Annotated in this window: 21 protein-coding genes; 13 read left to right on the forward strand and 8 right to left on the reverse strand. The window is 72.1% G+C overall.

The features are described from left to right. Positions 1 to 209 (forward strand): hypothetical protein (locus DRV84_RS15885; protein ID WP_205026738.1); only part of this gene is annotated, 209 nt, incomplete at its 5' end. Between the two features lie 369 nt (positions 210 to 578). Here the strand turns inward: DRV84_RS15885 and guaB are convergent. Further along, a complete protein-coding gene (gene guaB / locus DRV84_RS12660) occupies positions 579 to 2,027 on the reverse strand; it encodes an IMP dehydrogenase (protein ID WP_115981274.1) in 1,449 nt (482 codons plus the stop codon). A 717-nt stretch (positions 2,028 to 2,744) separates the two neighbouring features. Here guaB and speB point away from each other — a divergent pair. Both speB and DRV84_RS12670 read left to right on the forward strand, forming a co-directional pair. Beyond that, positions 2,745 to 3,704, forward strand: a complete 960-nt coding sequence (gene speB / locus DRV84_RS12665) for an agmatinase (RefSeq protein WP_115981276.1) — start codon at positions 2,745 to 2,747, stop codon at positions 3,702 to 3,704. 168 nt (positions 3,705 to 3,872) lie between these two features. After that, positions 3,873 to 5,915 (forward strand): ASKHA domain-containing protein, encoded by a 2,043-nt coding sequence (locus DRV84_RS12670; protein WP_115981278.1) that lies wholly within the window; start codon positions 3,873 to 3,875, stop codon positions 5,913 to 5,915. 201 nt (positions 5,916 to 6,116) lie between these two features. On the opposite strand, the gene DRV84_RS12675 is transcribed toward DRV84_RS12670, so the two are convergent. Then, a complete protein-coding gene (locus DRV84_RS12675) occupies positions 6,117 to 6,899 on the reverse strand; it encodes a ZIP family metal transporter (protein ID WP_115981280.1) in 783 nt (260 codons plus the stop codon). Positions 6,900 to 6,923: 24 nt separating this feature from the next. Next, complete coding sequence (locus tag DRV84_RS15650) at positions 6,924 to 7,124, reverse strand: hypothetical protein (RefSeq protein WP_158547807.1); 201 nt, start codon at positions 7,122 to 7,124, stop codon at positions 6,924 to 6,926. 367 nt (positions 7,125 to 7,491) lie between these two features. Between DRV84_RS15650 and DRV84_RS12680 the strand changes: the two genes are divergently transcribed. Both DRV84_RS12680 and DRV84_RS12685 read left to right on the forward strand, forming a co-directional pair. After that, positions 7,492 to 9,636: a Hint domain-containing protein gene (locus DRV84_RS12680; protein WP_115981282.1), complete on the forward strand. Its 2,145-nt coding sequence runs from the start codon at positions 7,492 to 7,494 to the stop codon at positions 9,634 to 9,636. Between the two features lie 112 nt (positions 9,637 to 9,748). Further along, positions 9,749 to 10,279, forward strand: a complete 531-nt coding sequence (locus DRV84_RS12685) for a Hint domain-containing protein (protein ID WP_115981284.1) — start codon at positions 9,749 to 9,751, stop codon at positions 10,277 to 10,279. Between the two features lie 109 nt (positions 10,280 to 10,388). Here DRV84_RS12685 and DRV84_RS12690 read toward each other — a convergent pair whose 3' ends face one another. Both DRV84_RS12690 and DRV84_RS12695 read right to left on the reverse strand, forming a co-directional pair. After that, positions 10,389 to 10,790, reverse strand: a complete 402-nt coding sequence (locus tag DRV84_RS12690) for a cell division protein ZapA (RefSeq protein WP_115981347.1) — start codon at positions 10,788 to 10,790, stop codon at positions 10,389 to 10,391. After that, positions 10,790 to 11,305, reverse strand: a complete 516-nt coding sequence (locus tag DRV84_RS12695; RefSeq protein WP_115981286.1) for a hypothetical protein — start codon at positions 11,303 to 11,305, stop codon at positions 10,790 to 10,792. Before DRV84_RS12695 ends, DRV84_RS12690 begins: the two co-directional genes overlap by 1 nt. 192 nt (positions 11,306 to 11,497) lie before the next feature. Here DRV84_RS12695 and tkt point away from each other — a divergent pair, with 192 nt between their 5' ends. From tkt to DRV84_RS15790, 3 genes are all read left to right on the forward strand, one after another. After that, positions 11,498 to 13,513, forward strand: coding sequence for a transketolase (gene tkt / locus DRV84_RS12700; RefSeq protein WP_115981289.1), 2,016 nt, complete (start codon positions 11,498 to 11,500; stop codon positions 13,511 to 13,513). Positions 13,514 to 13,919: 406 nt separating this feature from the next. Continuing rightward, the gene (gene gap, locus DRV84_RS12705; RefSeq protein WP_115981291.1) at positions 13,920 to 14,924 is read left to right on the forward strand and encodes a type I glyceraldehyde-3-phosphate dehydrogenase; all 1,005 of its coding nucleotides are present in this window, start codon (positions 13,920 to 13,922) and stop codon (positions 14,922 to 14,924) included. Between the two features lie 13 nt (positions 14,925 to 14,937). Continuing rightward, positions 14,938 to 15,081 carry a hypothetical protein gene (locus DRV84_RS15790; RefSeq protein ID WP_192881423.1) on the forward strand — a complete coding sequence of 48 codons (144 nt, stop codon included), beginning with the start codon at positions 14,938 to 14,940 and terminating at the stop codon, positions 15,079 to 15,081. 106 nt (positions 15,082 to 15,187) lie between these two features. Here the strand turns inward: DRV84_RS15790 and coaD are convergent, their stop codons facing one another. Both coaD and DRV84_RS12715 read right to left on the reverse strand, forming a co-directional pair. Next, complete coding sequence (coaD, locus tag DRV84_RS12710; protein ID WP_115981293.1) at positions 15,188 to 15,682, reverse strand: pantetheine-phosphate adenylyltransferase; 495 nt, start codon at positions 15,680 to 15,682, stop codon at positions 15,188 to 15,190. Between the two features lie 65 nt (positions 15,683 to 15,747). Continuing rightward, complete coding sequence (locus tag DRV84_RS12715) at positions 15,748 to 16,182, reverse strand: CBS domain-containing protein (RefSeq protein WP_115981295.1); 435 nt, start codon at positions 16,180 to 16,182, stop codon at positions 15,748 to 15,750. A 161-nt stretch (positions 16,183 to 16,343) separates the two neighbouring features. On the opposite strand from DRV84_RS12715, the gene DRV84_RS12720 reads away from it, so the two are divergent. From DRV84_RS12720 to DRV84_RS12740, 5 genes are all read left to right on the forward strand, one after another. Then, positions 16,344 to 17,846, forward strand: coding sequence for a CoA-acylating methylmalonate-semialdehyde dehydrogenase (locus DRV84_RS12720; protein WP_115981297.1), 1,503 nt, complete (start codon positions 16,344 to 16,346; stop codon positions 17,844 to 17,846). Between the two features lie 212 nt (positions 17,847 to 18,058). Beyond that, complete coding sequence (locus tag DRV84_RS12725) at positions 18,059 to 19,204, forward strand: acyl-CoA dehydrogenase family protein (RefSeq protein WP_115981299.1); 1,146 nt, start codon at positions 18,059 to 18,061, stop codon at positions 19,202 to 19,204. Continuing rightward, a complete protein-coding gene (locus DRV84_RS12730) occupies positions 19,201 to 20,253 on the forward strand; it encodes an enoyl-CoA hydratase/isomerase family protein (RefSeq protein ID WP_115981301.1) in 1,053 nt (350 codons plus the stop codon). The genes DRV84_RS12725 and DRV84_RS12730 overlap by 4 nt, the downstream gene beginning before the upstream one ends. Next, positions 20,250 to 21,122 carry a 3-hydroxyisobutyrate dehydrogenase gene (mmsB, locus tag DRV84_RS12735; protein ID WP_115981303.1) on the forward strand — a complete coding sequence of 291 codons (873 nt, stop codon included), beginning with the start codon at positions 20,250 to 20,252 and terminating at the stop codon, positions 21,120 to 21,122. Before DRV84_RS12730 ends, mmsB begins: the two co-directional genes overlap by 4 nt. A gap of 90 nt (positions 21,123 to 21,212) precedes the next feature. Continuing rightward, positions 21,213 to 21,413, forward strand: coding sequence for a YgaP family membrane protein (locus tag DRV84_RS12740; RefSeq protein WP_115981349.1), 201 nt, complete (start codon positions 21,213 to 21,215; stop codon positions 21,411 to 21,413). Positions 21,414 to 21,455: 42 nt separating this feature from the next. Here the strand turns inward: DRV84_RS12740 and DRV84_RS12745 are convergent, their stop codons facing one another. Beyond that, positions 21,456 to 22,367, reverse strand: coding sequence for a patatin-like phospholipase family protein (locus DRV84_RS12745; protein WP_158547808.1), 912 nt, complete (start codon positions 22,365 to 22,367; stop codon positions 21,456 to 21,458). Positions 22,368 to 22,404 lie beyond the last annotated feature (37 nt).

A 22,404-nucleotide genomic window follows, 5' to 3' on the forward strand; every position in this document is an offset into this window, starting at 1 on the left:
CCTTTTTCCATGCCGGTTCACAAACGCCGGCTCAGCCAATAACGCTGGCTGCGAAACTCGAGGCGCTCGCAGAGTGCCTCGACGCGGCGCAAGGACGCGACGACGTGGTGTTGCCAGCAGGATTTCCACCGCGACCGGACCTCGACGCGGCGATCCGCTGGAACATCGCGCGGCTCCACGACCTCGCAGCGCTCTGCCGCGCAGTCTGAGCAAAGCCCCCGGTCCGGAGCCCGGGCCGGGGGTTGGCCGTCAAAGCTGAAGGAAGGAGCGACTGAGGGGGCGCGAAAAGCGCCCGGCGCCGACCGGGCTTCAGGACAGAGCGCAAGCGCTGATGCGGTGCGGGTTGGTCCGGGAGAGGCATCGGGAGCCTGTCGCGCCCAGCGCGTCGATGGCCCCGCGAGACGATCTCCGCTCCGAGACGCCGCGCCCCTGATCGCGGCCAGCCGACACGCTCGATGGATGCCCGGACTCTACATCAGTTTGCTTCAGTAAATGCTGTCCTGTTCTGGGTATGTCCTGTCCTGTCCTTGCCCTATTCCAACCTGCAACTGATGCAGAATTTCCTTCTAAGTCCTTGATTATCCCATACGATAATTCGGAGACTCGCGCGTGATCTGCACGTCATGAACGTGGCTCTCCTTGAGCCCGGCGCCGGAGATGCGCACGAAGCGGCAGCCGCCGCGCATCGCGTCCACGGTGGGGGTGCCCGTGTAGCCCATCGCGGCGCGCAGGCCGCCGACGAGCTGGTGGATCACCGCGCCGGCCGGGCCCTTGTAGGGCACCTGCCCTTCGACGCCCTCGGGCACGAGCTTGTCGGAGGCCGCGTCCTTCTGGAAGTAGCGATCCGCCGAGCCGCGCGCCATGGCGCCGAGGCTGCCCATCCCGCGGTAGGTCTTGAAGCTGCGGCCCTGGTAGAGGACCACCTCGCCCGGGCTCTCGTCCGTGCCGGCGAGCATCGAGCCCACCATCGCGCAGGAGGCGCCCGCGGCGATCGCCTTGGCGAGATCGCCGGAGAACTTGATGCCGCCGTCGGCGATCACCGGCACGTCGCCCGCCTCCGCCGCGCAGTCCATGAGCGCGGTGAGCTGCGGCATGCCGACGCCGGCCACCACCCGCGTCGTGCAGATCGAGCCCGGGCCGATGCCGACCTTCACCGCGTCCGCGCCCGCGTCGATCAGCGCGCGCGTCGCCTCGGCCGTGGCGACGTTGCCCGCGACGACCTGCACGGCGTTCGAGAGGCGCTTGATGCGCTCGACCGCCTCGCTCACCGCGGCGGCGTGGCCGTGGGCGGTGTCGATCACGATCAGGTCGCAGCCCGCGTCGATCAGCGCCTCGGAGCGTTCGAAGCCGGCGTCGCCCACCGTCGTCGCCGCGGCGCACCTGAGTCGGCCGAGGTCGTCCTTGCAGGCCGTCGGGTTGAGCACGGCCTGTTCAGTGTCCTTCAGCGTGAGAAGCCCCGTCAGGCGGCCGTCGGCGTCGGTGACGAGGAGCTTCTCGATGCGCCGCGCCTTCATCAGGCTCTTGGCCTCCTCGCGGTCGGCAGGCTCCTGCAGGATGGCGAGGTTCTCGGAGGTCATCATCACCCGCACCGGCGTGGCGTCGTCGGTGGCGAAGCGCATGTCGCGGTTGGTGACGATCCCCATGACGTGACCCGCCGCGTCGACCACCGGAAAGCCGGTGACGCGGTAGCGCGCCTGCAGCGCCTTGGCGTCTGCGAGCGTCTGGTCGGGGCTGAGCGTGATCGGGTTGTAGACGATGCCGCTCTCGAAGCGCTTGACCCGGCGCACGGCGCGGGCCTGCTCCTCGACGTCGAGGTTGCGGTGGATGACCCCGAGGCCGCCGGCCTGCGCCATGGTGATCGCCATGTCGCTCTCGGTCACCGTGTCCATCGCCGAGCTCAGGAGCGGGATGTTGAGCGAGATCGCCTTCGTCACCCGGGTCCGCGTGTCGGCGTCGCTCGGCAGCACCTCGGAGGCGCCCGGCACCAGCAGCACGTCGTCGAAGGTCAGCGCCTCCCGAATCTCCATCGCTAAGCTCCCGCGGATGATCGTTTGGCGCGTCCCTGTTGCACGGATACGGGGGAATGGGAAGCCCCGACGCCCGCCCCGGGCGGCGCGGGTGCGCAGGGCGGTACCGCCGGCGCGTCGCGCGGCGGCGGGGCAAGCGCAGGGGACGCCCTTGGGGCCCGCGTCTCTGCGTCGGGGCGGCGCGCGACCCTGGCCTGCCGGGGCTGCCGGCCGCGCGGCGCCCTGTGGTGCGCGGGGCCTGACGGGCAGGCAGGGCAAGGCCCGGCGCAAGTGCGCATCGCGCGTCGACAGCCCATGACAGCGCGGCGAGAGCCTTTTTGCATGGACAGTGGCCCATTGCGCGCGGACAGCCCATGACAGCGCCGCGAGGGCCTCGATGCATGGACAGGGGCGCACCGCCCCGCCCGGCCAAGCGCCGGCACGGCCCGTGCCCGGCCGATTGGACAGGCGCTCATCGCCCCGCCCGGCTGCGCGACCACCGCCGCGCGGGACGCACCGGCCCGGGCGGCGCGGGCGAAGCGGTCTATGGACGCGCGTGCGCAGGCAGGGCAGCCGCGCGGCGGCGGCGTCGGCGCGCCACCCGGCGCAGGGCCTCTGGCCGCGAGAACCCCGGCGGAGCAGCCGCGCCGCGGCGTCGCCGGCGCACCGCCCGGCGCAAGGCCTCTGGACGCGCGGGCCCCGGCGGGGCAGGCTCACGGCACGGCGAGGGAGGGGCGCATGGCGGGACACGGCTACGAGACGGGGCGGCTCGATCTGCCCTTCACGGGGATTGCGAGCTTCGGCAAGCGCCCCGTGGTCACCGACTGGGCGGCGATCGAGGCCGATGCGGCGATCCTCGGCGCGCCCTTCGACGGCGGCACGCAGTTCCGCCCCGGCGCGCGCTTCGGCCCGCGCGCGGTGCGCGAGGCCTCGACCCTCTTCAGCTTCGGCCACGCCGGCGCCTACGATCACGAGGACGACGTGACCTATCTGCCGCCCGCGGTGCGGATCGTGGACGCGGGCGACGCCGACATCGTGCACACCGACACCGAGGCGAGCCACGCCAACATCGAGACCGGCGTGCGCGCGCTCCTCGACGCGGGCGCGCTGCCGGTGGTGATCGGGGGCGACCACTCGGTGACCATCCCGGCGATCCGCGCCTTCGCCGGGCGCGCGCCGGTCCACGTGCTGCAGATCGACGCGCATCTGGATTTCGTGGACGAGCGCCACGGCGTGCGCCACGGGCACGGCAACCCGATGCGCCGCGCCGCCGAGCAGCCGCATGTCTCCGGGCTGACGCAGGTGGGCATCCGCAACGTGAGCTCGACCGCGCGGGAGGGCTACGCGGCGGCGCGCGCGATGGGCTCGGACATCCTCTCGGTGCGCCAGGCCCGGGCGCTCGGGCCCGCGGGCGTCGCCGCGCGGGTGCCGGCGGGCGCAAGGGTCTATCTAACGATCGACATCGACGGCTTCTGCCCCTCGATCGCGCCCGGCACCGGCACGCCGAGCCACGGCGGCTTTCACTATTACGAGGTGCTGGAGATGCTGCAGATCGTGGCGCGCGAGCACGAGATCGCGGGTATCGATCTGGTGGAGGTCGCGCCGGATCACGACGCCGGGCAGGTCACCTCCATCCTCGCCGCGCAACTCCTGCTGAACGTGCTCGGCTTCATCTTTCACGCCCGCGGCGCGCGGTGAGCGCAAGGCGCTTCGAAGCGCCTTGCAAGGCGTTTGCAAACGCCTTGCCCGCCGCGCCGAGGGCGCCCGGATGACGCTCGCATGCGCCCGCATGCCGCGGCTGAGCGGGCCGCGGCGGCGGCGCGCGGTAATTTGACCGCGAGCGACCGGAGACAGGACAGCGCGCCCATGACCCAGGACCCCCTCGTCGTCTTCACGCCCTCGGGCAAGCGCGGGCGCGTGCCGGCCGGCACGCCCGTCCTCGACGCCGCGCGGCGGCTCGGCGTGGATCTCGACTCGGTCTGCGGCGGGCGCGGCATCTGCTCCAAATGCCAGGTGGCGCCCGCCTACGGCACCTTCTCCAAGCACGGCGTTACCGCGGCCCCGGACGCGCTCTCGGAGTGGAACGCCGTCGAGGCGCGGTATGACGCCAAGCGCGGGCTGAAGCCCGGCCGGCGCCTCGGCTGTCAGGCGCGGGTCATGGGCGACGTGGTGATCGACGTCCCCCCCGAGAGCCAGGTCCACCGGCAGGTGGTGCGCAAGTCGGCGACCCTGCGCGCGATCGAGATGGACCCGGCGACGCGCCTCCACCTGATCGAGGTGGCCGAGCCCGACATGCACGAGCCCGCCGGCGATCTGCAGCGGGTGGCCGCCGCCCTCGCCGCGCAGTGGGACATCCCCGAGATCACCTGCGACGTCTCGCTTCTGGCGAAACTCCAGCCCGCGCTGCGCAAGGGCGGCTGGCAGGCGACCGTCGCCGTGCACAGCCCGCATTCGGGCGCGACGCCGCGCCTCCTCGAGATCTGGCCGGGGCTGCACGAGGGCGGGCTCTACGGGCTCGCCGTCGATCTCGGCTCGACGACGGTGGCGGCGCATCTCACCGATCTCGACACCGGCGAGGTGAAGGCCTCCTCCGGCATCATGAACCCGCAGATCCGCTTCGGCGAGGACCTGATGAGCCGGGTGAGCTACGCCATGATGAACCCGGGCGGCGCGGCGGAGATGACGGCCACGGTGCGCGAGGCGATCGACACCCTCGCCACCGCCATCGCCGGGGAGGCCGGGATCGACCCCGCGCTGATCGTCGAGACGGTCTTCGTCTGCAACCCGGTGATGCATCACCTGCTGCTCGGCGTCGATCCGGTGGAACTCGGGCAGGCGCCCTTCGCGCTCGCCACCTCAGACAGTCTCGAGCTCGAGGCGCGCGACCTCGGGCTCGGCGCGATCAACCCGCGCGCACGGGCCTACGTCCTGCCCTGCATCGCGGGGCACGTGGGCGCCGACGCCGCCGCGGTCGCCCTCTCGGAGGAGCCGTGGCGCGCGGAGGAGTTGACGCTCATAGTGGACGTGGGCACCAACGCCGAGATCCTGCTCGGCGACACCTCCCGCGTGCTCGCCTGTTCCTCGCCGACCGGCCCCGCCTTCGAGGGCGCGCAGATCGCCGCGGGCCAGCGCGCCGCGCCCGGCGCGATCGAGGCGGTGCGCATCGACCCCGAGACGAAGGAGCCCCGCGTGCGCGTGATCGGCTGCGATCTCTGGTCCGACGAGCCGGGCTTCGCGGAGGCGGTCGGCCCCGGCGGCGTCACCGGCATCTGCGGCTCCGGCATCATCGAGGCGGTGGCCGAGCTGCGCATGGCGGGGCTGATGGACGAAAGCGGGCTGATCGGCTCGGCCGCGCAGACCGGCTCGCCGCGCTGCGTGAGCGACGGGCGCACGCAGGCCTACGTCCTCCACGACGCGAGCGCCGAGGGCGGGCCGCGCATCATGGTCACGCAGGGCGACATCCGCGCCATCCAGCTCGCCAAGTCGGCGCTCTACGCGGGCGCGCGGCTCCTGATGGATCAGCGCGGCGTGGACCGGGTGGACCGCGTGGTGCTCGCCGGAGCCTTCGGCGCGCATATCTCGCCCCGGCACGCGATGGTGCTCGGCATGATCCCCGACGTGCCCCTCGACAAGGTGACGAGCGCGGGCAACGCCGCCGGGACGGGCGCGCGCATCGCGCTCCTCAACCGGGCCGCGCGGGCCGAGATCGAGCGGCGCGTGCGCGAGATCGTCAAGGTCGAGACGGCGATCGAGCCCCGCTTCCAGGAGCACTTCGTCGCCGCCAACGCGATCCCCCACGCAGTCGACCCCTTCCCCGAGCTCGCGGCGGTCGCCCCCCTGCCCCGCGTCGCCTTCAACACCGGCGGCGGTGGCGCGGAGGGCGGCCGCCGCCGGCGCCGCCGCGCCTGAGCGCGGACAGCGCGCGCGGCGTGCCTCTGCCGGCCCGCTTGGTCCCTTCGAGAGGATCGCGGGGCCGGCGCTGCTGGGACGCGGCCGCCTCGCCGCACCGGCCGCGCGGCCGCACGTGCGGTGCGGCGCGGCCGACGGCCCGCCAGACCCCGGCTGAGCGCCGACGCTCACCCGAGCCAGACCCCGGCCGAGCGCCCGCGCTCACCCGAGCCAGACGTCGAGGAAGAGCATCAGCACCAGCCCGACGGCGAGCCCCGCCGTCGCCTTCTGCTGGTGTCCGCACCGGTGCGTCTCGGGGATGATCTCGTGGCTGATCACGTAGAGCATCGCCCCCGCGGCGAAGGCGAGCCCCCAGGGCAGCAGCGGCTCGGACACCGCGATCACGCCCGCGCCGATCAGCCCGCCGAGCGGCTCCACGAGGCCGGTGAGCGCCGCGACCGCCCAGGCGCGGCGCTTCGGATACCCCTCGCCGAGCAGCGCCACGGCCACCGCCAGCCCCTCGGGCGCATTCTGCAGGCCGATGCCGAGCGCCAGCGGCGCCCCGCCCGCGACGCCCTCGGCGGCGAAGCCGACGCCGACCGCCAGCTCCTCCGGCACGTTGTGAATCGTGATCGCGATGACGAAGAGCCAGACCCGGCGCAGCGCCGTCGCCTCCGGCCCTTCCCGGCCGGAGCGGAAATGCTCGTGGGGCAGGCGCTCGTTCAGAAGCGCGATGGCGCCCATGCCGAGCAGGATGGCCACGCTCACGATCGCCGCCGGCGCCGCGTCGCCCGCAAGGTCCGCCCCGGCCGCCTCGAGCGCGGGGACGATGAGCGAGAAGAAGGAGGCCGCGAGCATCACGCCCGCCGCGAAGCCGAGCGAGAGATCGCGCATCCCCCGCGACGGGATGCGCCCGACGAGCACCGGCAGCGCGCCGACGGCCGTCATGGCGCCGGCCGCGAGGCTGCCGAAACCGGCGAGCGCGAGAACCGGGAGAGTGTCCATCGTCGAACCCTCCTCGAGGCCGAATCAGCGGGACGCCGGCGCGAGCGCGCGCGCCCCGGCATCCGAATCGCGGCCTTCGCCGCCGGCGCGGACGGGGCGCGCCGAGTCGGCGTCAATCCCGCAGCGCGCCGTCAATTGATGCAGCGCGACGAACAGCGGCCGCGGGCGCGCCACCGCGCGCGCCTCAGTTAGGCCCCATTTCACCGCAGTCGTATTGTCGCACATTCGCGGACAGTACCACCCCTCGGCGCGGCGAACACTGGTGCGACAAGCGGCTAACGGGCCGGTCACCATCCAATACCGGGCGCTTCCCGGAAACAATCCACGCGCTCCGCCGGTGCCACGGACGGCGCCCTCACGCCCGATATGTCCATTTTCGGCCATCTTTTTCCTTTTTCCGACCATGCCGCCGGAGTAACAAGAAGTGCATGTCGAAAGACGTAGCAGTGGCCGGCGCGAGGGGCGACCGTCGGCCATGCTGCGCCGCGGGGCCGGGTCACGCGGACGCGACGACGAAGGGGAACGACGGGTCGAGCGACGGCGACCCGAGGGGCGGACGGACACGGCCCCGCCGATACGGAGGGGATGGACGATGAGCAGCGACGACGGACATAAGCATACGGGCCCCTCGAACCATCACGGGGGCAAGGGGAACAATAAAGGCGGCGAGAATTCCAACTCGCCCCCCGCGCCCGATGGCATCGTCGAGGGCAGCGACCACCCCGATCGCATCGACGCCCACTACGACGACGACCCGGAGGGCGACCGCGTCGACGCCGGCGACGCGATCGACCCGGCCGCCGGGCGCGACGACGACAGCGTCCTCGGCTTCGCGGGCGACGACACGATCTACGCCGGCGCTGGCGACGACACCGTCGAGGGCGGCGCGGGCGACGACTGCATCGACGGCGGCGCGGGCGACGACGTGCTCAAGGGCGACGGTGCCGCAGTCGCGCCCGGGCCCATCCACATCACGGTCACGAAAAGCAACGCCGGCTTCGATAACGGCCTTTTCGTCTATGAAATCGATCCCGAGACCGGGGAGACGTTCAACCGCTTCGATCTGACGGACAACGTCAAGGAAAAGATCGACTACACTTTCACCTACACGCCCTCCTCGGCCGGGGTGACGGTCGGCGTCGGCATCGTGAGCCCGCAGGGGACCTTCTACTCCTCGGCCTACGGCGACAACCTCGACCTCAACGAGGACGGCAAGCTTCACACCAGACTTGTGAGCGGCGGGGACGATACCCCTGTGCGCCTTGGCTTCGAGGATCTGAAAGGCCTCGAGGGTTACGGCGAAGAACCGGACTTCGACGACGTGGTGGTCGAGATCGACCTCGGCACCTCCGGCGCCACGCTCGACAACGCGCACACGGACTACAGCGCCCCGCTGCCCGACCCCGGCCACCCGGGCGACGACACGCTGTTCGGCGGCCACGGCAATGACGCGCTGCACGGCCAGGGCGGCAACGACAAGCTCTACGGCGGTGAGGGCCATGACACCCTGTCGGGCGGCGCGGGGCACGATATCCTGAAAGGCGGAGACGGTGCCGACAGCCTCGACGGGGGAGACGGCAACGACCTCCTCAAGGGACAGGATGGCGATGACACCCTGTCGGGCGGCGCGGGGCACGATTGGCTCGTCGGCGGCCGCGGCGACGACGAGCTCACTGGCGGGGCCGGTGACGACACGCTTTTCGGAGGAAGCGGCGACGATACGCTCACTGGCGGGGCCGGTGACGACAAGCTCGTCGGATGGTCCGGCGACGATGAACTCGCCGGCGGAGACGGTGACGACAAGCTTTTCGGCGGGAGCGGCGACGACACGCTCACCGGCGGTGACGGTCACGACACGCTGAAGGGCGGGCACGGTCGCGACGAGCTCACCGGCGGCGAGGGCGCCGACACGATCAAGGGCGGCGCCGACCAGGACACCATCCTCGGCGCGACGCCGGGCGACGAGATCCATGGCGGCGCCGGGGGCCACGATTTCGACAAGCTGGATCTGCGTGGCAGTGGCCGGTTCCGCCTGATCAAAGAAGAAAAAGACAGCGATGGTAACGGCTACGACGGACGGGTGGAGTTCCTCGACAACGAGGACCACGTCACCGGAACCGCGACATATACCAACATCGAGGAATTCCACATCTGCTTCACCCCCGGCAGCCTCATCGCCACGCCGCAGGGCGCGCGGCTGGTGGAGGAGCTCGCGCCCGGCGACCGGGTGATCACCCGCGACAACGGCATCCAGGAGCTCGCCTGGACCGGGTCGAAGACGCTCACGCCGCATGCGCTCGCACGGGCGCCGCATCTGCGGCCGATCCTGATCCGGGCCGGGGCGCTCGGCAACGGCCTGCCCGAGCAGGACCTGATGGTCAGCCCCAACCACCGGGTGCTCATCGGCAATGCGCACATGCCGCTCTATTTCGACGAGAGCGAGGTGCTCGTGGCGGCGAAGCACCTGACCGGCCTGCCCGGGATCGATCAGGTCACGCGGCTCGGGGCGACCTACGTCCACATCATGTGCGAGCGTCATGAGGTCGTGCTCTCCAACGGCGCATGGACCGAAAGCTTCCAGCCCGGGGATTATAGCCTGCAGGGCATCGGCGAGGCGCAGCGCTCGGAAATCCTCGAGCTGTTCCCGGAACTCGCGACCGAGGGCACCGTGGGCAGCGGCTTCGAGGCGGCCCGCCGGGTGCTGAAAAAGCACGAGGCCCGGCTGATCGCCCTGTAACGGCGGCGCCCGGAGCACCGGCGCCGACCGGGACCGCGTGCCTCGGGCCGTCGCGGCCCCTTGATAAGGACGCGCAGGGGCTGCGCCCGCGTCAGGAAAGAGATGGAGCCGAATGCCGATCGTCCTGCCCATCCCCGCCGGCGCGGCCGGGCCACCGCCCGCGCAGCCCCGCATCGACGGCCCGGCGGGATCGCGTCCCCTCGGGTCCCTGCGCCCGGGCCTCCGCTTCGCCGACGGGGCGTTGGTCCGGTGGGTCGGCCGGCGACGCCTGCGCGCGCGGACGACCGCTGAGGCGCCGATCCGGCTGCGGCGCGGCGCGCTCGGCCCCGGGGTGCCGTCGGCCGAGGTGACGGTTTCGCCCGAGCAGCCGATCCAGCCGGACGCGGACGGGCCGCCGGTCCCGGCCCGCGCGCTCCTCGGGCGGCCGGGGATCGCGCCCGTCGTCGGGGGCGACATGCTCTTCGTCCACGCCATTTTCGACCGGCCGACGACGATCCGCGTCAACGGGTGCCCGGTCCGCGGCGCCACCCTCGACGATCTCGCCACGTCCGCGCCGTCGCGCGTCGGGCGCACCGCGCTGTTGCGGCTCTTTCCGGAGCTCGTCACGCTTCGGATTTCGGCGCCTGCGGCGGCGCCGGCCTGACGGACGACCGCGGGGCTGCAGCCCGGCGCGCGATATCACGGGCCTCCGCGTGCCGTGGCATCCCGGGGAAGTCGCGCGTTGTCCCGCGATGCCGCCGTGCGCGGGCGACCTACCCCGCGGAGCGGTCGCCCCGCGCCGTGGCGGCGTCCGCCGTGCGCGCCTCCGCCTCGGCGGCGAGCCCTTCGGCCCGCTCCGCCAGCGCGCTCAGCGCCGCCGTCGCCTGCGGCGGGGCCGCGGCGGGCCGCGCCTCGAGCTCGGCGATCCGCGCCTCCTGCGCCGCGATCCGCTCCTGCGCCTCGCGCAGCTGATCCTCCACCCCCGCGGTGCGGTCGGCGAGCATCAGCCCGGCCATGAGCAGCATGCGCGCCTCGGGCAGGCGGCCGATCTGCTGCACGAGCCGCGCCGCCTCCGCGTCGAGCATCTGCGCGGCGGTGCGGAGGTACTGCTCCTCCCCCTCCTGGCAGGCGACCTCGAAGACACGCTCCCCGATCTCGATTTCCACGTTGGGCATCATCCCGCCTCCTGCTCCGCGCTCGCCGCCTCGGGCGGGGCGGCCAGCGCCTCTTCCGCAAGCGGGCCGAGCACCGCGAGGATCGCGCGCACCTCGGCCGTCTCGGCCTCGCGCTCCGCGCGCAGCGCCTCGAGCTCGGCCCGGAGTCCCGCGTCGATCGTCGCCGCGTCGCCCAGCCCGCGGGCGTTGGCCGCGCGCAGGGCGTCGTTGGTCTCGCGCAGCTGCTGCGCGGCGCGGCGCAGGCGCTGCAGCGACGCGTCGAGCTCCGCGAAGGCCGCGCGCTGCGCGTCGCCGTCCTGCTGCAGCGCGGCGAGCCGCGTGCGGTCCGCCTGCACCGTCTCCTCGAGACGCGCCCGGGCCTCGCGCTCCGCCGCGAGCTCGGCGCGCAGCGTCGCGACCTCCTCCGGGTCGGCCGCGGGCGGCGTCGCGGCCTGCGCGCCGAGCGTCTCCACCGCCTGCCCGATCCGGGCCAGCGCGGCGGAGACGCGGGCTTCGAGCTCGTCGATCTCGGACATCGGTCTCGCCCTCCCTTTCCGCGCCGCGGGGCCGGTGCGCGCGAATCGCGCCGCGGGCGGCTGGTCGCCATGGTACCCGACGCGTCTCTAGATTGTCGCCCGTCGACGCTCAAGCGTCCGGGCGCTGCGCTTGATCTCGCGCCCGGCGCTGCTAGAGAGGGCCCGGCTCCCCCTTCAACCGAGGTATCTTCCGTGGACATCGCTGCCCTCCGGTCCGCCCATCCCGATCACTGGCGCCGCGCCGCCGCCATCCGCGCGCTCACGCTCGACGCCGTCGCCGCCGCCAACTCCGGCCATTCCGGCATGCCGATGGGCATGGCCGACGTGGCCACGGTGCTCGTCTCGCGGCACATGAAGTTCGACGCCACGGCGCCCGACTGGCCCGACCGCGACCGGTTCATCCTGTCGGCCGGGCACGGCTCGATGCTGCTCTACGCGCTTCTCTATCTCACCGGCTCGCCCGAGATCACGCTCGACGAGATCCGCAACTTCCGCCAGTGGGGCGCGAAGACCGCCGGCCACCCGGAGAACTTCCTCGCCCAAGGCATCGAGACGACGACCGGCCCGCTCGGCCAGGGGCTCGCCAACTCGGTGGGCTTCGCCATCGCCGAGGAGGCGCTGCGCGCGCGCTTCGGGCGCAAGATCGTCGATCACCACACCTGGGTCATGGCCGGCGACGGCTGCCTGATGGAGGGCGTGAGCCAGGAGGCGCTGACGCTCGCCGGGCATCTGAAGCTCTCGAAGCTCGTGGTGTTCTTCGACGACAACGGCATCACCATCGACGGCCCCGTCTCGATGGCCGACCGCACCGACCAGGTCGCGCGCTTCGCCGCCTCCGGCTGGCATGTGCAGACGGTGGACGGCCACGACCCCGAGGCGATCGACGCCGCGATCCGCGCCGCGAAGGACAGCCCCCTGCCCTCGCTCATCGCCTGCAAGACGCATATCGCCCTCGGATCGGCGGCGCAGGACACCGCCAAGGGCCACGGCGCGCTGACCGACCCGCAGGTCGTCGCCGACGCCAAGGCCGCCTACGGCTGGGAGTACGGCCCCTTCGAGATCCCCGCCGACGTCAAGACCTGGTGGGAGGAGGTCGGCCGCCGCGGCGCGGCCGAGCGCGAGGCCTGGGCCGCGCGGCTCGAGACGCTCGGCAAGGGCAAGCGCGCGGAGTTCGACCGCCGCATCGCCGGCGCGGCGCCACGCCAGCTGACCTCGGCGATCCGCAAGCTGAAGAAGGCCGCCGTCGAGGCGCCCGCCAAGATGGCGACGCGCAAGGCCTCCGAGGCGGTGCTCGCCGCGGTGAACCAGGTCACGCCCGAGACCTTCGGCGGCTCGGCCGACCTGACCGGCTCGAACAACACGCGCGCGGGCGATCTCGGCGTCTTCACCGCCGAGGATCGCGCGGGCCGCTACCTGCACTACGGCATCCGCGAGCACGCCATGGCCGCGGCGATGAACGGCATGGCGCTGCATGGGGGCGTGCGGCCGTATGGCGGAACCTTCATGGTCTTCACCGATTACGCGCGGCCTGCGATCCGGCTCTCGGCGCTGATGAAGCAGCCGGTGGTCTACGTGATGACGCATGACTCCATCGGCCTCGGCGAGGACGGGCCGACCCACCAGCCGGTCGAGCATCTGGCGATCCACCGGGCGACGCCGAACACCCTGCTCTTCCGGCCCGCCGACCTCGTGGAGACCGCCGAGGCCTGGGAAATCGCGCTCACGCAGGAGGCCACGCCCTCGGTGCTCGCGCTGACCCGGCAGGGCGTGCCGGCGGTGCGCGCGAAACACAGCGCGCAGAACCTCGTGCGGCGCGGCGCCTACGTCCTCGCCGAGGCAGAGGGCAAGCGGCAGGCGATCCTGATCGCCACCGGCTCCGAGGTGCACGTGGCGATGGCCGCCAAGGCCGAGCTCGAGGCCGAGGGGATCGGCACGCGCGTCGTCTCGATGCCCTGCATGGAGCTCTTCGCCGATCAGGACGCGGCCTACCGCCGGCGCGTGCTGCCGGGCGGCGCGGTGCGCGTCGGCGTCGAGGCAGGCGTGCGCGCCGGCTGGGACCGCTGGCTTCTCGGCGAGCGCGGGCGCGAGGCGAAGGCGGATTTCGTCGGCATGGAGAGCTTCGGCGCCTCCGCGCCGGCCGAGGTGCTCTTCGACAAGTTCGGCATCACCGCCGCGACGGTCGCCGAACGCGTGCGCGCGCTTCTCTGAGCGCGCGCAAGGGCCTTGCAAGGCCCTTGGCCAAGGCGCTTGCAAGCGCCTTGGCCGCGCCCCGGCGGCGACGGCGCGACGGGGCCGCCGCGGGGTGCGGCGCTCAGCGTCATCGGCTTCCATGACAAGGAAGCACCCGCCGCTCGGCGGACTCGGACGCCCGGGCGATCCCGCCCGGGCCGAGCGCGCCATGTCCCGCCGCGGCAGCCGGGGCGCGCGGATCGGCGCGTCGGCACGCCCTCTCCTCCATCGAAACCCGCCTGACCCCGCCTGTCACGCGCGGCCCGGCAGGGTTAACGCTAACAGGACTTTATCGCTAACATACCGCCACGAAACGCGTATTGCCTTTGCCCGCCGCCCGCCGCGCGACTATACGGACGCCCAAGCGCAGCGCAGGAGACCGCCCATGACCGTCACGCTCGGAATCAACGGATTCGGCCGCATCGGCCGCTGCACCCTCGCGCATATCGCGGAAGCGGCGCGCAACGACGTGCAGGTGGTCAAGCTCAACGCCACCGGCCCGATCGACACGAACGCGCATCTCCTGCGCTACGACAGCGTGCACGGCCGCTTCGGCGGCGAGGTCACCGTCTCGGGCGACACGATGGACATCGGGCGCGGGCCGATGCAGGTCTTTTCGACCTACGAGCCCGCGGAGCTCGACTGGGAGGGCGTGGACGTCGTCCTCGAATGCACCGGGCAGTTCAACGACGGCGCCACGGCCGGCGTCCACCTCGAGCGCGGCGCGAAGAAGGTGCTGATCTCGGCGCCCGCGAAGAACGTGGACCGCACGGTCGTCTTCGGCGTCAACCACCGCGAGCTCCTCGCCGAGGAGCGGATGATCTCCAACGGCTCCTGCACGACGAACTGCCTCGCGCCGCTGGCCAAGGTGCTGCACGACGCCATCGGGATCGAGCGCGGCATCATGACCACGGTGCACAGCTACACGGGCGACCAGCCGACGCTCGACCGCCGGCACAAGGATCTCTACCGCGCGCGCGCCGCGGCGATGGCGATGATCCCGACCTCGACCGGCGCGGCCAGGGCGATCGGCGAGGTGCTGCCCGAGCTCAAGGGCCGGCTCGACGGCTCTGCGATGCGGGTGCCCACGCCCAACGTCTCGGCGGTGGATCTCACCTTCGAGGCGGCGCGCGACGTGACCGCGGAGGACGTCAACGAGGTGGTGCGCGAGGCCGCCGCCGGCCACCTCGGCGCGGTGCTCTCCTACGACCCGGAGCCCAAGGTCTCGGTCGATTTCAACCACACCACGCCCTCCTCGATCTTCGCGCCCGACCAGACGCGGGTCGTCGGCGGCCGCACGGTGCGCGTGCTCGCCTGGTACGACAACGAATGGGGCTTCTCGGCGCGCATGGCCGACGTGGCCGCGGTGATGGGCCAGCTCGCGCAGTGAGCCGGCCCGCGCCATGACCACGCGCATCGCGATCTGGCTCGGCCTCGCCATCCTCGCCCTCGTGGCAGCGGATCAGATCTGGTGGCAGGGGCGCGCGCTCATCTTCGCGATGCGCAAGCTCTTCGCGCTGGTGGAGTGGATGGCCTTCTGGCGCTGAGCCGCGCGCCTCCCACCGCGCCCCATCATCTTGGCCCAAATACTCTCGGGGGGTGAATGCCGCGGCACGCGGCAGAGGGGGGCGGATAGCCCCCCTGCCCGCTCGCTCAGCCGCTGAAGCGGGCGCGCAGCGCCTCCTCCACCGCCGGCGGCACGAACTTCGTCACGTCGCCGCCGAGGCGCGCGATCTCCTTGACGAGCTTGGAGGCGATCGCCTGATGGCGCGCCTCGGCCATCAGGAACACCGTCTCGACCGAGGCGTCGAGCGCGCGGTTCATGCCGACCATCTGGAACTCGTATTCGAAGTCGCTCACCGCGCGCAGGCCGCGGATGATGAGCGTCGCGCCGACGTCGTGGGCGCAGTCGATCAGCAGGTTCTCGAAGGGATGGGCGACGATCTCGGTGCCCGTCTCCTCCGACAGCGCGACGCATTCGGCCTCGATCATGGCGACGCGCGTCTCGAGATCGAAGAGCGGCCCCTTGTCGCGATTGATCGCCACCCCGATCACGAGCCGGTCCACCAGCATCGCGGCCCGCCGGATGATGTCGACGTGGCCATAGGTGATCGGGTCGAACGTGCCCGGATAGAGCCCGACGCGCATCTGCCTTGCCTCCCTGCCCCGGTTCGCCGCGGAGGCAACCGCAGCGGGGCCGGGATTGCAAGGGGTCAATGGCCCATGATCATGCTCTCCAGCGCGTCCTTCTCCATCGAAAGTTCGGTGAGCCGCGCTTTCACCACGTCGCCGATGGTGACGAGGCCGACCATCGCGCCGCCCTCCAGCACGGGCATGTGGCGGAACCGCCCCTCCGTCATCCTGGCGAGGACGTGATCGGCCGGATCGGCGCGCGCGCAGGTCTTCACGTCGCGGGTCATCACCTCCGCGACCGGGCGGCGCAGGCAGCCCTCGCCCTGCTGCGCGAGCTCGCGCACGATGTCGCGCTCGGACAGGATCCCCTCGGGCCGCGCGCCGTCGGCGGAGACCACGACCGAGCCGATGCGCCGCTCGGCGAGCAGCGCCGCCGCCTCCGCGAGGGTCGCGCCGGGCGCGACGGTGACCACGCCCGCGTCGCCCTTGAGCTTGAGTATCTGCTTGACCTGCATGCCGCGCCTCCCGTCGCTGGCCTCTTCCCTAAGGTCAGCGTCCGCGCTCGCCCCCGTCCTGTCAAGCCGCGGCGCGACCGCGGCGGTTTCGCGCGCGACCCCCTGTCGCGTCGCGCCACCCGCCGCTATGGTCGCGCCGAACCGGAGGACGGAGGGACGAAATGACCGAGGAACTGACGCACTGGATCGACGGCAAGCGCGTGGCGGGCCGCTCGGGCCGATACGGCGAGGTCTACAACCCCGCGACGGGCGAGGTGCAGGCGCGCGTGCCGCTCGCCACCGCCGAGGAGCTCGGCGCCGCGGTGGAAAGCGCCGCCGCCGCGCAGCCCGCCTGGGCCGCGACGAACCCGCAGCGCCGGGCGCGCGTGATGATGGAGTTCGTGCGGCTCCTCAACCGCGACATGGACAAGCTCGCGGAGGCGCTGAGCCGCGAGCACGGCAAGACGCTGCCCGACGCGAAGGGCGACGTGCAGCGCGGCCTCGAGGTGGTCGAGTTCTGCATCGGCGCGCCGCACCTGCTGAAGGGCGAGTACACCAACGACGCGGGCCCCGGCATCGACCTCTACTCGATGCGCCAGCCGCTGGGCGTGGCCGCCGGGATCACCCCCTTCAACTTCCCCGCGATGATCCCGATGTGGAAGTTCGCGCCGGCGATCGCCTGCGGCAACGCCTTCATCCTCAAGCCGTCGGAGCGCGACCCCTCGGTGCCGCTGATGCTCGCCGAGCTGATGCAGGAGGCGGGGCTGCCCGACGGCATCCTTCAGGTCGTCAACGGCGACAAGGAGTCCGTCGACGCGATCCTCGATCATCCCGGCATCGCGGCGGTGGGCTTCGTGGGCTCCACGCCGATCGCGGAATACATCTATGCGCGCGGCTGCGCGAACGGCAAGCGCGTGCAGTGCTTTGGCGGCGCCAAGAACCACATGATCGTGATGCCCGACGCCGACATGGATCAGGCCGCCGACGCGCTGGTGGGCGCGGGCTACGGCGCGGCGGGCGAGCGCTGCATGGCGATCTCGGTCGCGGTGCCGGTCGGCGAGGAGACCGCCGACCGGCTGATCGAGAAACTCGTGCCGCGCATCGAGAAGCTGAAGGTCGGCCCCTACACCTCCGGGGGCGACGTGGACTACGGCCCCGTCGTCACCGCGCAGGCGAAGGACAAGATCCTCGGCCTCGTGAACAAGGGCGTCGAGCAGGGCGCGGAGCTCGTCGTGGACGGGCGCGACTTCGAGCTTCAGGGCTACGAGAGCGGCTTCTTCGTCGGCCCGCATCTCTTCGACCGGGTCACGCCCGAGATGGACATCTACCGCGAGGAGATCTTCGGTCCCGTCCTCTCCACCGTCCGCGCGGCGAGCTACGATGAGGCGCTCGGCCTCGCCATGGATCACGAGATGGGCAACGGCACGGCGATCTTCACCCGCGACGGCGACGCCGCGCGCGACTTCGCCAACCGGGTCAACATCGGCATGGTGGGCATCAACGTCCCGATCCCGGTGCCGCTCGCCTATCACACCTTCGGCGGCTGGAAGAAATCGGCCTTCGGCGACCTGAACCAGCACGGGCCCGACGCCTTCCGCTTCTACACGCGCACCAAGACGGTGACCGCGCGCTGGCCCTCGGGGCTGAAGGAAGGCGGCGAGTTCCACTTCAAGGCGATGGACTGACCGAAAACTTTTCGTCCGAAAAGTTTTCGCGGGACAGGGGCGGACTAACCGCGAATTTTCGTACGAAAATTCGCGGGCCCGGAACGCGGCGCGGCGCCGACCGGGCGCCGGCGCCGCCCGTCTGACCGGGCGGACGGCGCCGATCTTGCGCCTTGCAAAAGTCCTGCAAGAATGCCGGACTACGCCCGCGCAGAGGAGGAGGAGGACAGCGCATGGATTTCGCCTTGAGCGAGGAGCAGCGGGCCATCTTCGACATGGCCCACGCCTTCGGGCAGGAGCACATCGCGCCCCACGCGCAAGCCTGGGAACGCGCGGGCACGATCCCGCGCGAGCTCTGGCCGAGGGTGGCCGAGCTGGGGCTCGCGGGGATCTACGTGAGCGAAGAGCACGGCGGCTCCGGCCTCGGTCGGCTCGACGCCGCGCTCGTCTTCGAGGCGCTGGCGATGGCGTGTCCGTCGGTGGGCTCCTTCCTGTCGATCCACAACATGTGCGGCGGCATGATCGACACCTACGGCTCGGAGGAGACGAAGGCGCGCTGGCTGCCCGCGCTCTGTTCGATGGAGAAGGTCTTTTCCTACTGCCTGACCGAGCCCGCCTCGGGCTCGGACGCCGCGGCGCTCAAGACCCGCGCGGAGAAGACGAACGAGGGCTACGTCCTCAACGGCACCAAGGCCTTCATCTCGGGCGGCTCCTATTCGGACGCCTACGTGGTGATGTGCCGGACCGGCGCCGAGGGGCCGAAGGGCATCTCGACCGTGATCGTGGAGGACGGCACGCCGGGGCTTTCCTTCGGCGGGCTCGAGGAGAAGATGGGCTGGCGCGCGCAGCCCACGGCGCAGGTGCAGTTCGACGACTGTCTCGTGCCGCACGAGAACCTGATGGGCGAGGAGGGCCGCGGCTTTTCCTACGCCATGGCCGGGCTCGACGGCGGGCGGCTGAACATCGCGGCCTCCGCGCTCGGCGGCGCGCAGGCGGCGCTCGACGCGGCGCTCGCCTACACGGGCGAGCGCACCGCCTTCGGCCAGACGCTCGACCGCTTCCAGGCGCTGCAGTTCAAGCTCGCCGAGATGGAGGTGAAACTCCAGTCGGCGCGCACCTTCCTGCGGCAAGCGGCGTGGAAGCTGGACGAGAAGGCGCCCGACGCCACGAAGTTCTGCGCCATGGCGAAGCTCTACGTCACCGACGCGGCCTTCGAGGTGGCGAACGAGTGCCTGCAGCTTCACGGCGGCTACGGCTATCTCGCCGACTACGGCATCGAGAAGATCGTGCGCGACCTGCGCGTGCACCAGATCCTCGAGGGGACGAACGAGATCATGCGCCTGATCGTCGCGCGGCAGATGCTGGAGGCGCGCGGGTGACCGACGACACCCTGATCCGCCGGGAGGGCCGCGCGGGGCGCATCACGCTGAGCCGGCCCGGGGCGCTCAACGCGCTCACCTGGGAGATGTGCCGCGCGATCGACGCGGCGCTGCGGGACTGGGCGGCGGACGACGCCGTGGCGCTGGTGCTGATCGACGGCGCGGGCGAGCGCGCCTTCTGCGCGGGCGGCGACATCGCGGAGATGTACCGCACCGGGACCGAGGGCGATTACGACTACGGCCGCCGCTTCTGGGCCGACGAATACCGGATGAACGCGCGGCTGGCGGAGTTCGCGAAGCCGGTGGTGAGCTTCCTGCACGGTTTCACCATGGGCGGCGGCGTCGGGGTCGGCTGCCACGGCAGCCACCGGATCGTGGACGAGAACGCGAAGATCGCCATGCCCGAGTGCGGCATCGGGCTCGTCCCGGACGTGGGCGGCTCGCTCCTCTTGTCGCGCGCGCCCGGGCGGTTGGGCGAGCACCTCGGCCTGACCGGGGCGCGCATGCGGGCGGGCGACGCGATCCACGCAGGCTTCGCCGACCGCTTCGTGCCGGGGGACGGCTGGCAGGCGCTGAAGGCCGAGCTCTGCCTGACCGGGGACGTGAGCGCGATCGAGGCCGTGGCCGAGGCGCCGCCCGAGAGCGGCCTCGCCGCGCGGCAGGCGGAGATCGACGCGCTCTTCGCGGGCGGGACGCTCGACGCGATCGTCGCGGCGCTGCGCGCGGCGGAAAGCGAGCTCGCCCGCGACGCGCTGGAAGCCGTCGAGCGCAACGCGCCGCTTTCCATGGGCTGCACGCTCGAGATGCTGCGCCGGCTGCGCCCCGGCGGCACGATCCGCGACGCGCTCGCGCAGGAGTACCGGTTCACCTATCGGTCGATGGCGCACGGCGACTTCCTCGAAGGGATCCGCGCGGCGATCATCGACAAGGACAAGACCCCGCGCTGGCGCCACGCCCTCGGCGGGCTGGCGCAGGAGGACGTCGCGCGGATGCTCGCGCCGCTGGAGGAGGCGGCGCTCGATTTCGGGGAGGAGGAGGCACAGCCATGAAGATCGGTTTCATCGGGCTCGGCAACATGGGCGCGCCGATGGCGGCGAACCTCGCGACGGCGGGCCATGCCGTGACGGGCTACGACACCGCCGGGGTCTCGGTCGACGGCGTGACGCCCGCGGCGAGCGCGGCCGAGGCCGCCCGCGGCGCGGAGGTCGTCGTCACCATGCTGCCCAACGGCGATATCCTGCGACAGGTCGCGGCCGAGATCGTGCCCGCCATGGCGCCGGGCGCCGTGTTCCTCGACTGCTCGACGGTGGACGTGGAGAGCGCCCGCGCGGTCGCCGAAGAGGCGCGGGCCGCGGGCCTCTCGGCGCTCGACGCGCCGGTCTCGGGCGGCGTCGGCGGGGCCGAGGCCGGCACGCTCACCTTCATGGTGGGCGGCGACGCGGCAGGCTTCGAAAAAGCCCGCTCGCTTTTCGACGTGATGGGCCGGAAGGCCGTGCACTGCGGCCCCTCGGGCAACGGGCAGGCGGCGAAGATCTGCAACAACATGATCCTCGGCGCGACGATGGTCGTCACCTGCGAGGCCTTCGCGCTCGCCGACAAGCTCGGGCTCGACCGTCAGGCGATGTTCGACGTGGTCTCCACCTCTTCGGGCTCCAGCTGGTCGATGAACACCTACTGCCCGGCGCCGGGGGTGGGGCCGACCTCTCCGGCGGACAACGACTACACGCCCGGCTTCGCCGCCGACCTGATGCTGAAGGACCTGCGCCTCGCCATGCAGGCGGCGGAGGCGGCGGACGCCGACACGCCCATGGGCGCGGCCGCGATGCGGCTCTACGAAGCGTTCGTGGAGCGCGAGGACGGCGCCGGGCGGGACTTCTCGGCCATGCTGCCGCGCTTCGAGCGCCGCGGCCACGGCTGAGCCGCATTTGCGTCAGGTCAAGGCGCGCGCATTCCGAATCCCGCATACATGCGCCAAGGCCCCCGTGGCCGATCCGTAATGGAGGAAAGCATGTTCACCAAGAACGTCGGCACCATCGACCGCGTGCTGCGCATCGTCGTGGGCCTCGCGTTGATCGCGGCCTTTTTTCTCAACCCCGGCGGCTCCTGGAGCTGGCTTTACCTGATCGGCATCGTGCCGCTCCTGACCGGGATCTTCGCGACCTGCCCGGCCTACTCGATCTTCGGCATGAACACCTGCCAGAGCCGCTGAGGCCCGAGGGCGCGCCGCCCGTGGCGGCGCGCCTGCCCGGCGTCAGGCGCCGTCGCGCAGCTGCCGGATCGCGTCGGCGTTCTGCATCACCGCGTCGCGCCCCGCGGCGATCGCTTCCTCGGCGCGGAACATTTCGATGAAGGTGATGTGGCGCAGGTCGAGCTCCAGCGCGAAATGGGGCGGATCGCCCGCCGCGCGCGTCTTGCGCACGTATTCCGAAAGAATGTCGATCGCAGCCGAGACCACCTCGAAGTAGTTGGGCGGCTCCGGTTTCGGATCCTGCCCGCGCCAGAGCTCGCGCAGGGCGGGCGGCAGTTGCTCGATCAGCCCCGTCTCGCCCAGCCGGTCGAAGACGCTCTCCTCGCCGGTGTCGGGCGACCAGATACGCCCGTTCGCGTGACTGTTGGGGTTGATCGCGATGGTCACGTCGGCGCCGAGCGCGCGGCAGGCCGAGGCCGGCACCGGATTGATCACGCCGCCGTCCAGCAGCCAGCGCCCGTCCACGTGATGCGGGGCGAAGAAGCCGGGGATCGCGATGGAACCCCGCACCGCGTCGAGGAGCGAGCCCTCCTGCAGCCAGACCTCGTGGCCGGTGCTCATGTCGGTGGCCACCGCGATGAAGGGGCGGTCGAGCCGCTCGAAGCGGTCCGGCAGGCCCATCCGCTCGAGCGCCTGCATGATCGCCCGGCCCTGCACCAGCCCGCCGCCGGTCAGCCGCAGATCGAAGTGGCGCAGGAAGGCCGCGCGCGTCATGCCGCGCGCGAACGCCTCCAGCGCGTCGAGCTTTCCGGCCGCCCAGGCCGCGCCGACGACCGCGCCCATGGAGCACCCGGCGACGACGTCCGGCGTCACGCCGATCTCGTCGAGCGCGCGCAGCGCGCCGATATGCGCCCAGCCCCGCGCGCCCCCCGATCCGAGGGCGAGCCCCAGCTTGCGTTTCGGCGCCTCGCGCACGCCTGCCTCCCGCGTCTCTGACCCCTTGAATCGGGGC

It is taken from the genome of Rhodosalinus sediminis, assembly GCF_003385555.1.
Classification (GTDB): Bacteria; Pseudomonadota; Alphaproteobacteria; order Rhodobacterales; family Rhodobacteraceae; genus Rhodosalinus; species Rhodosalinus sediminis.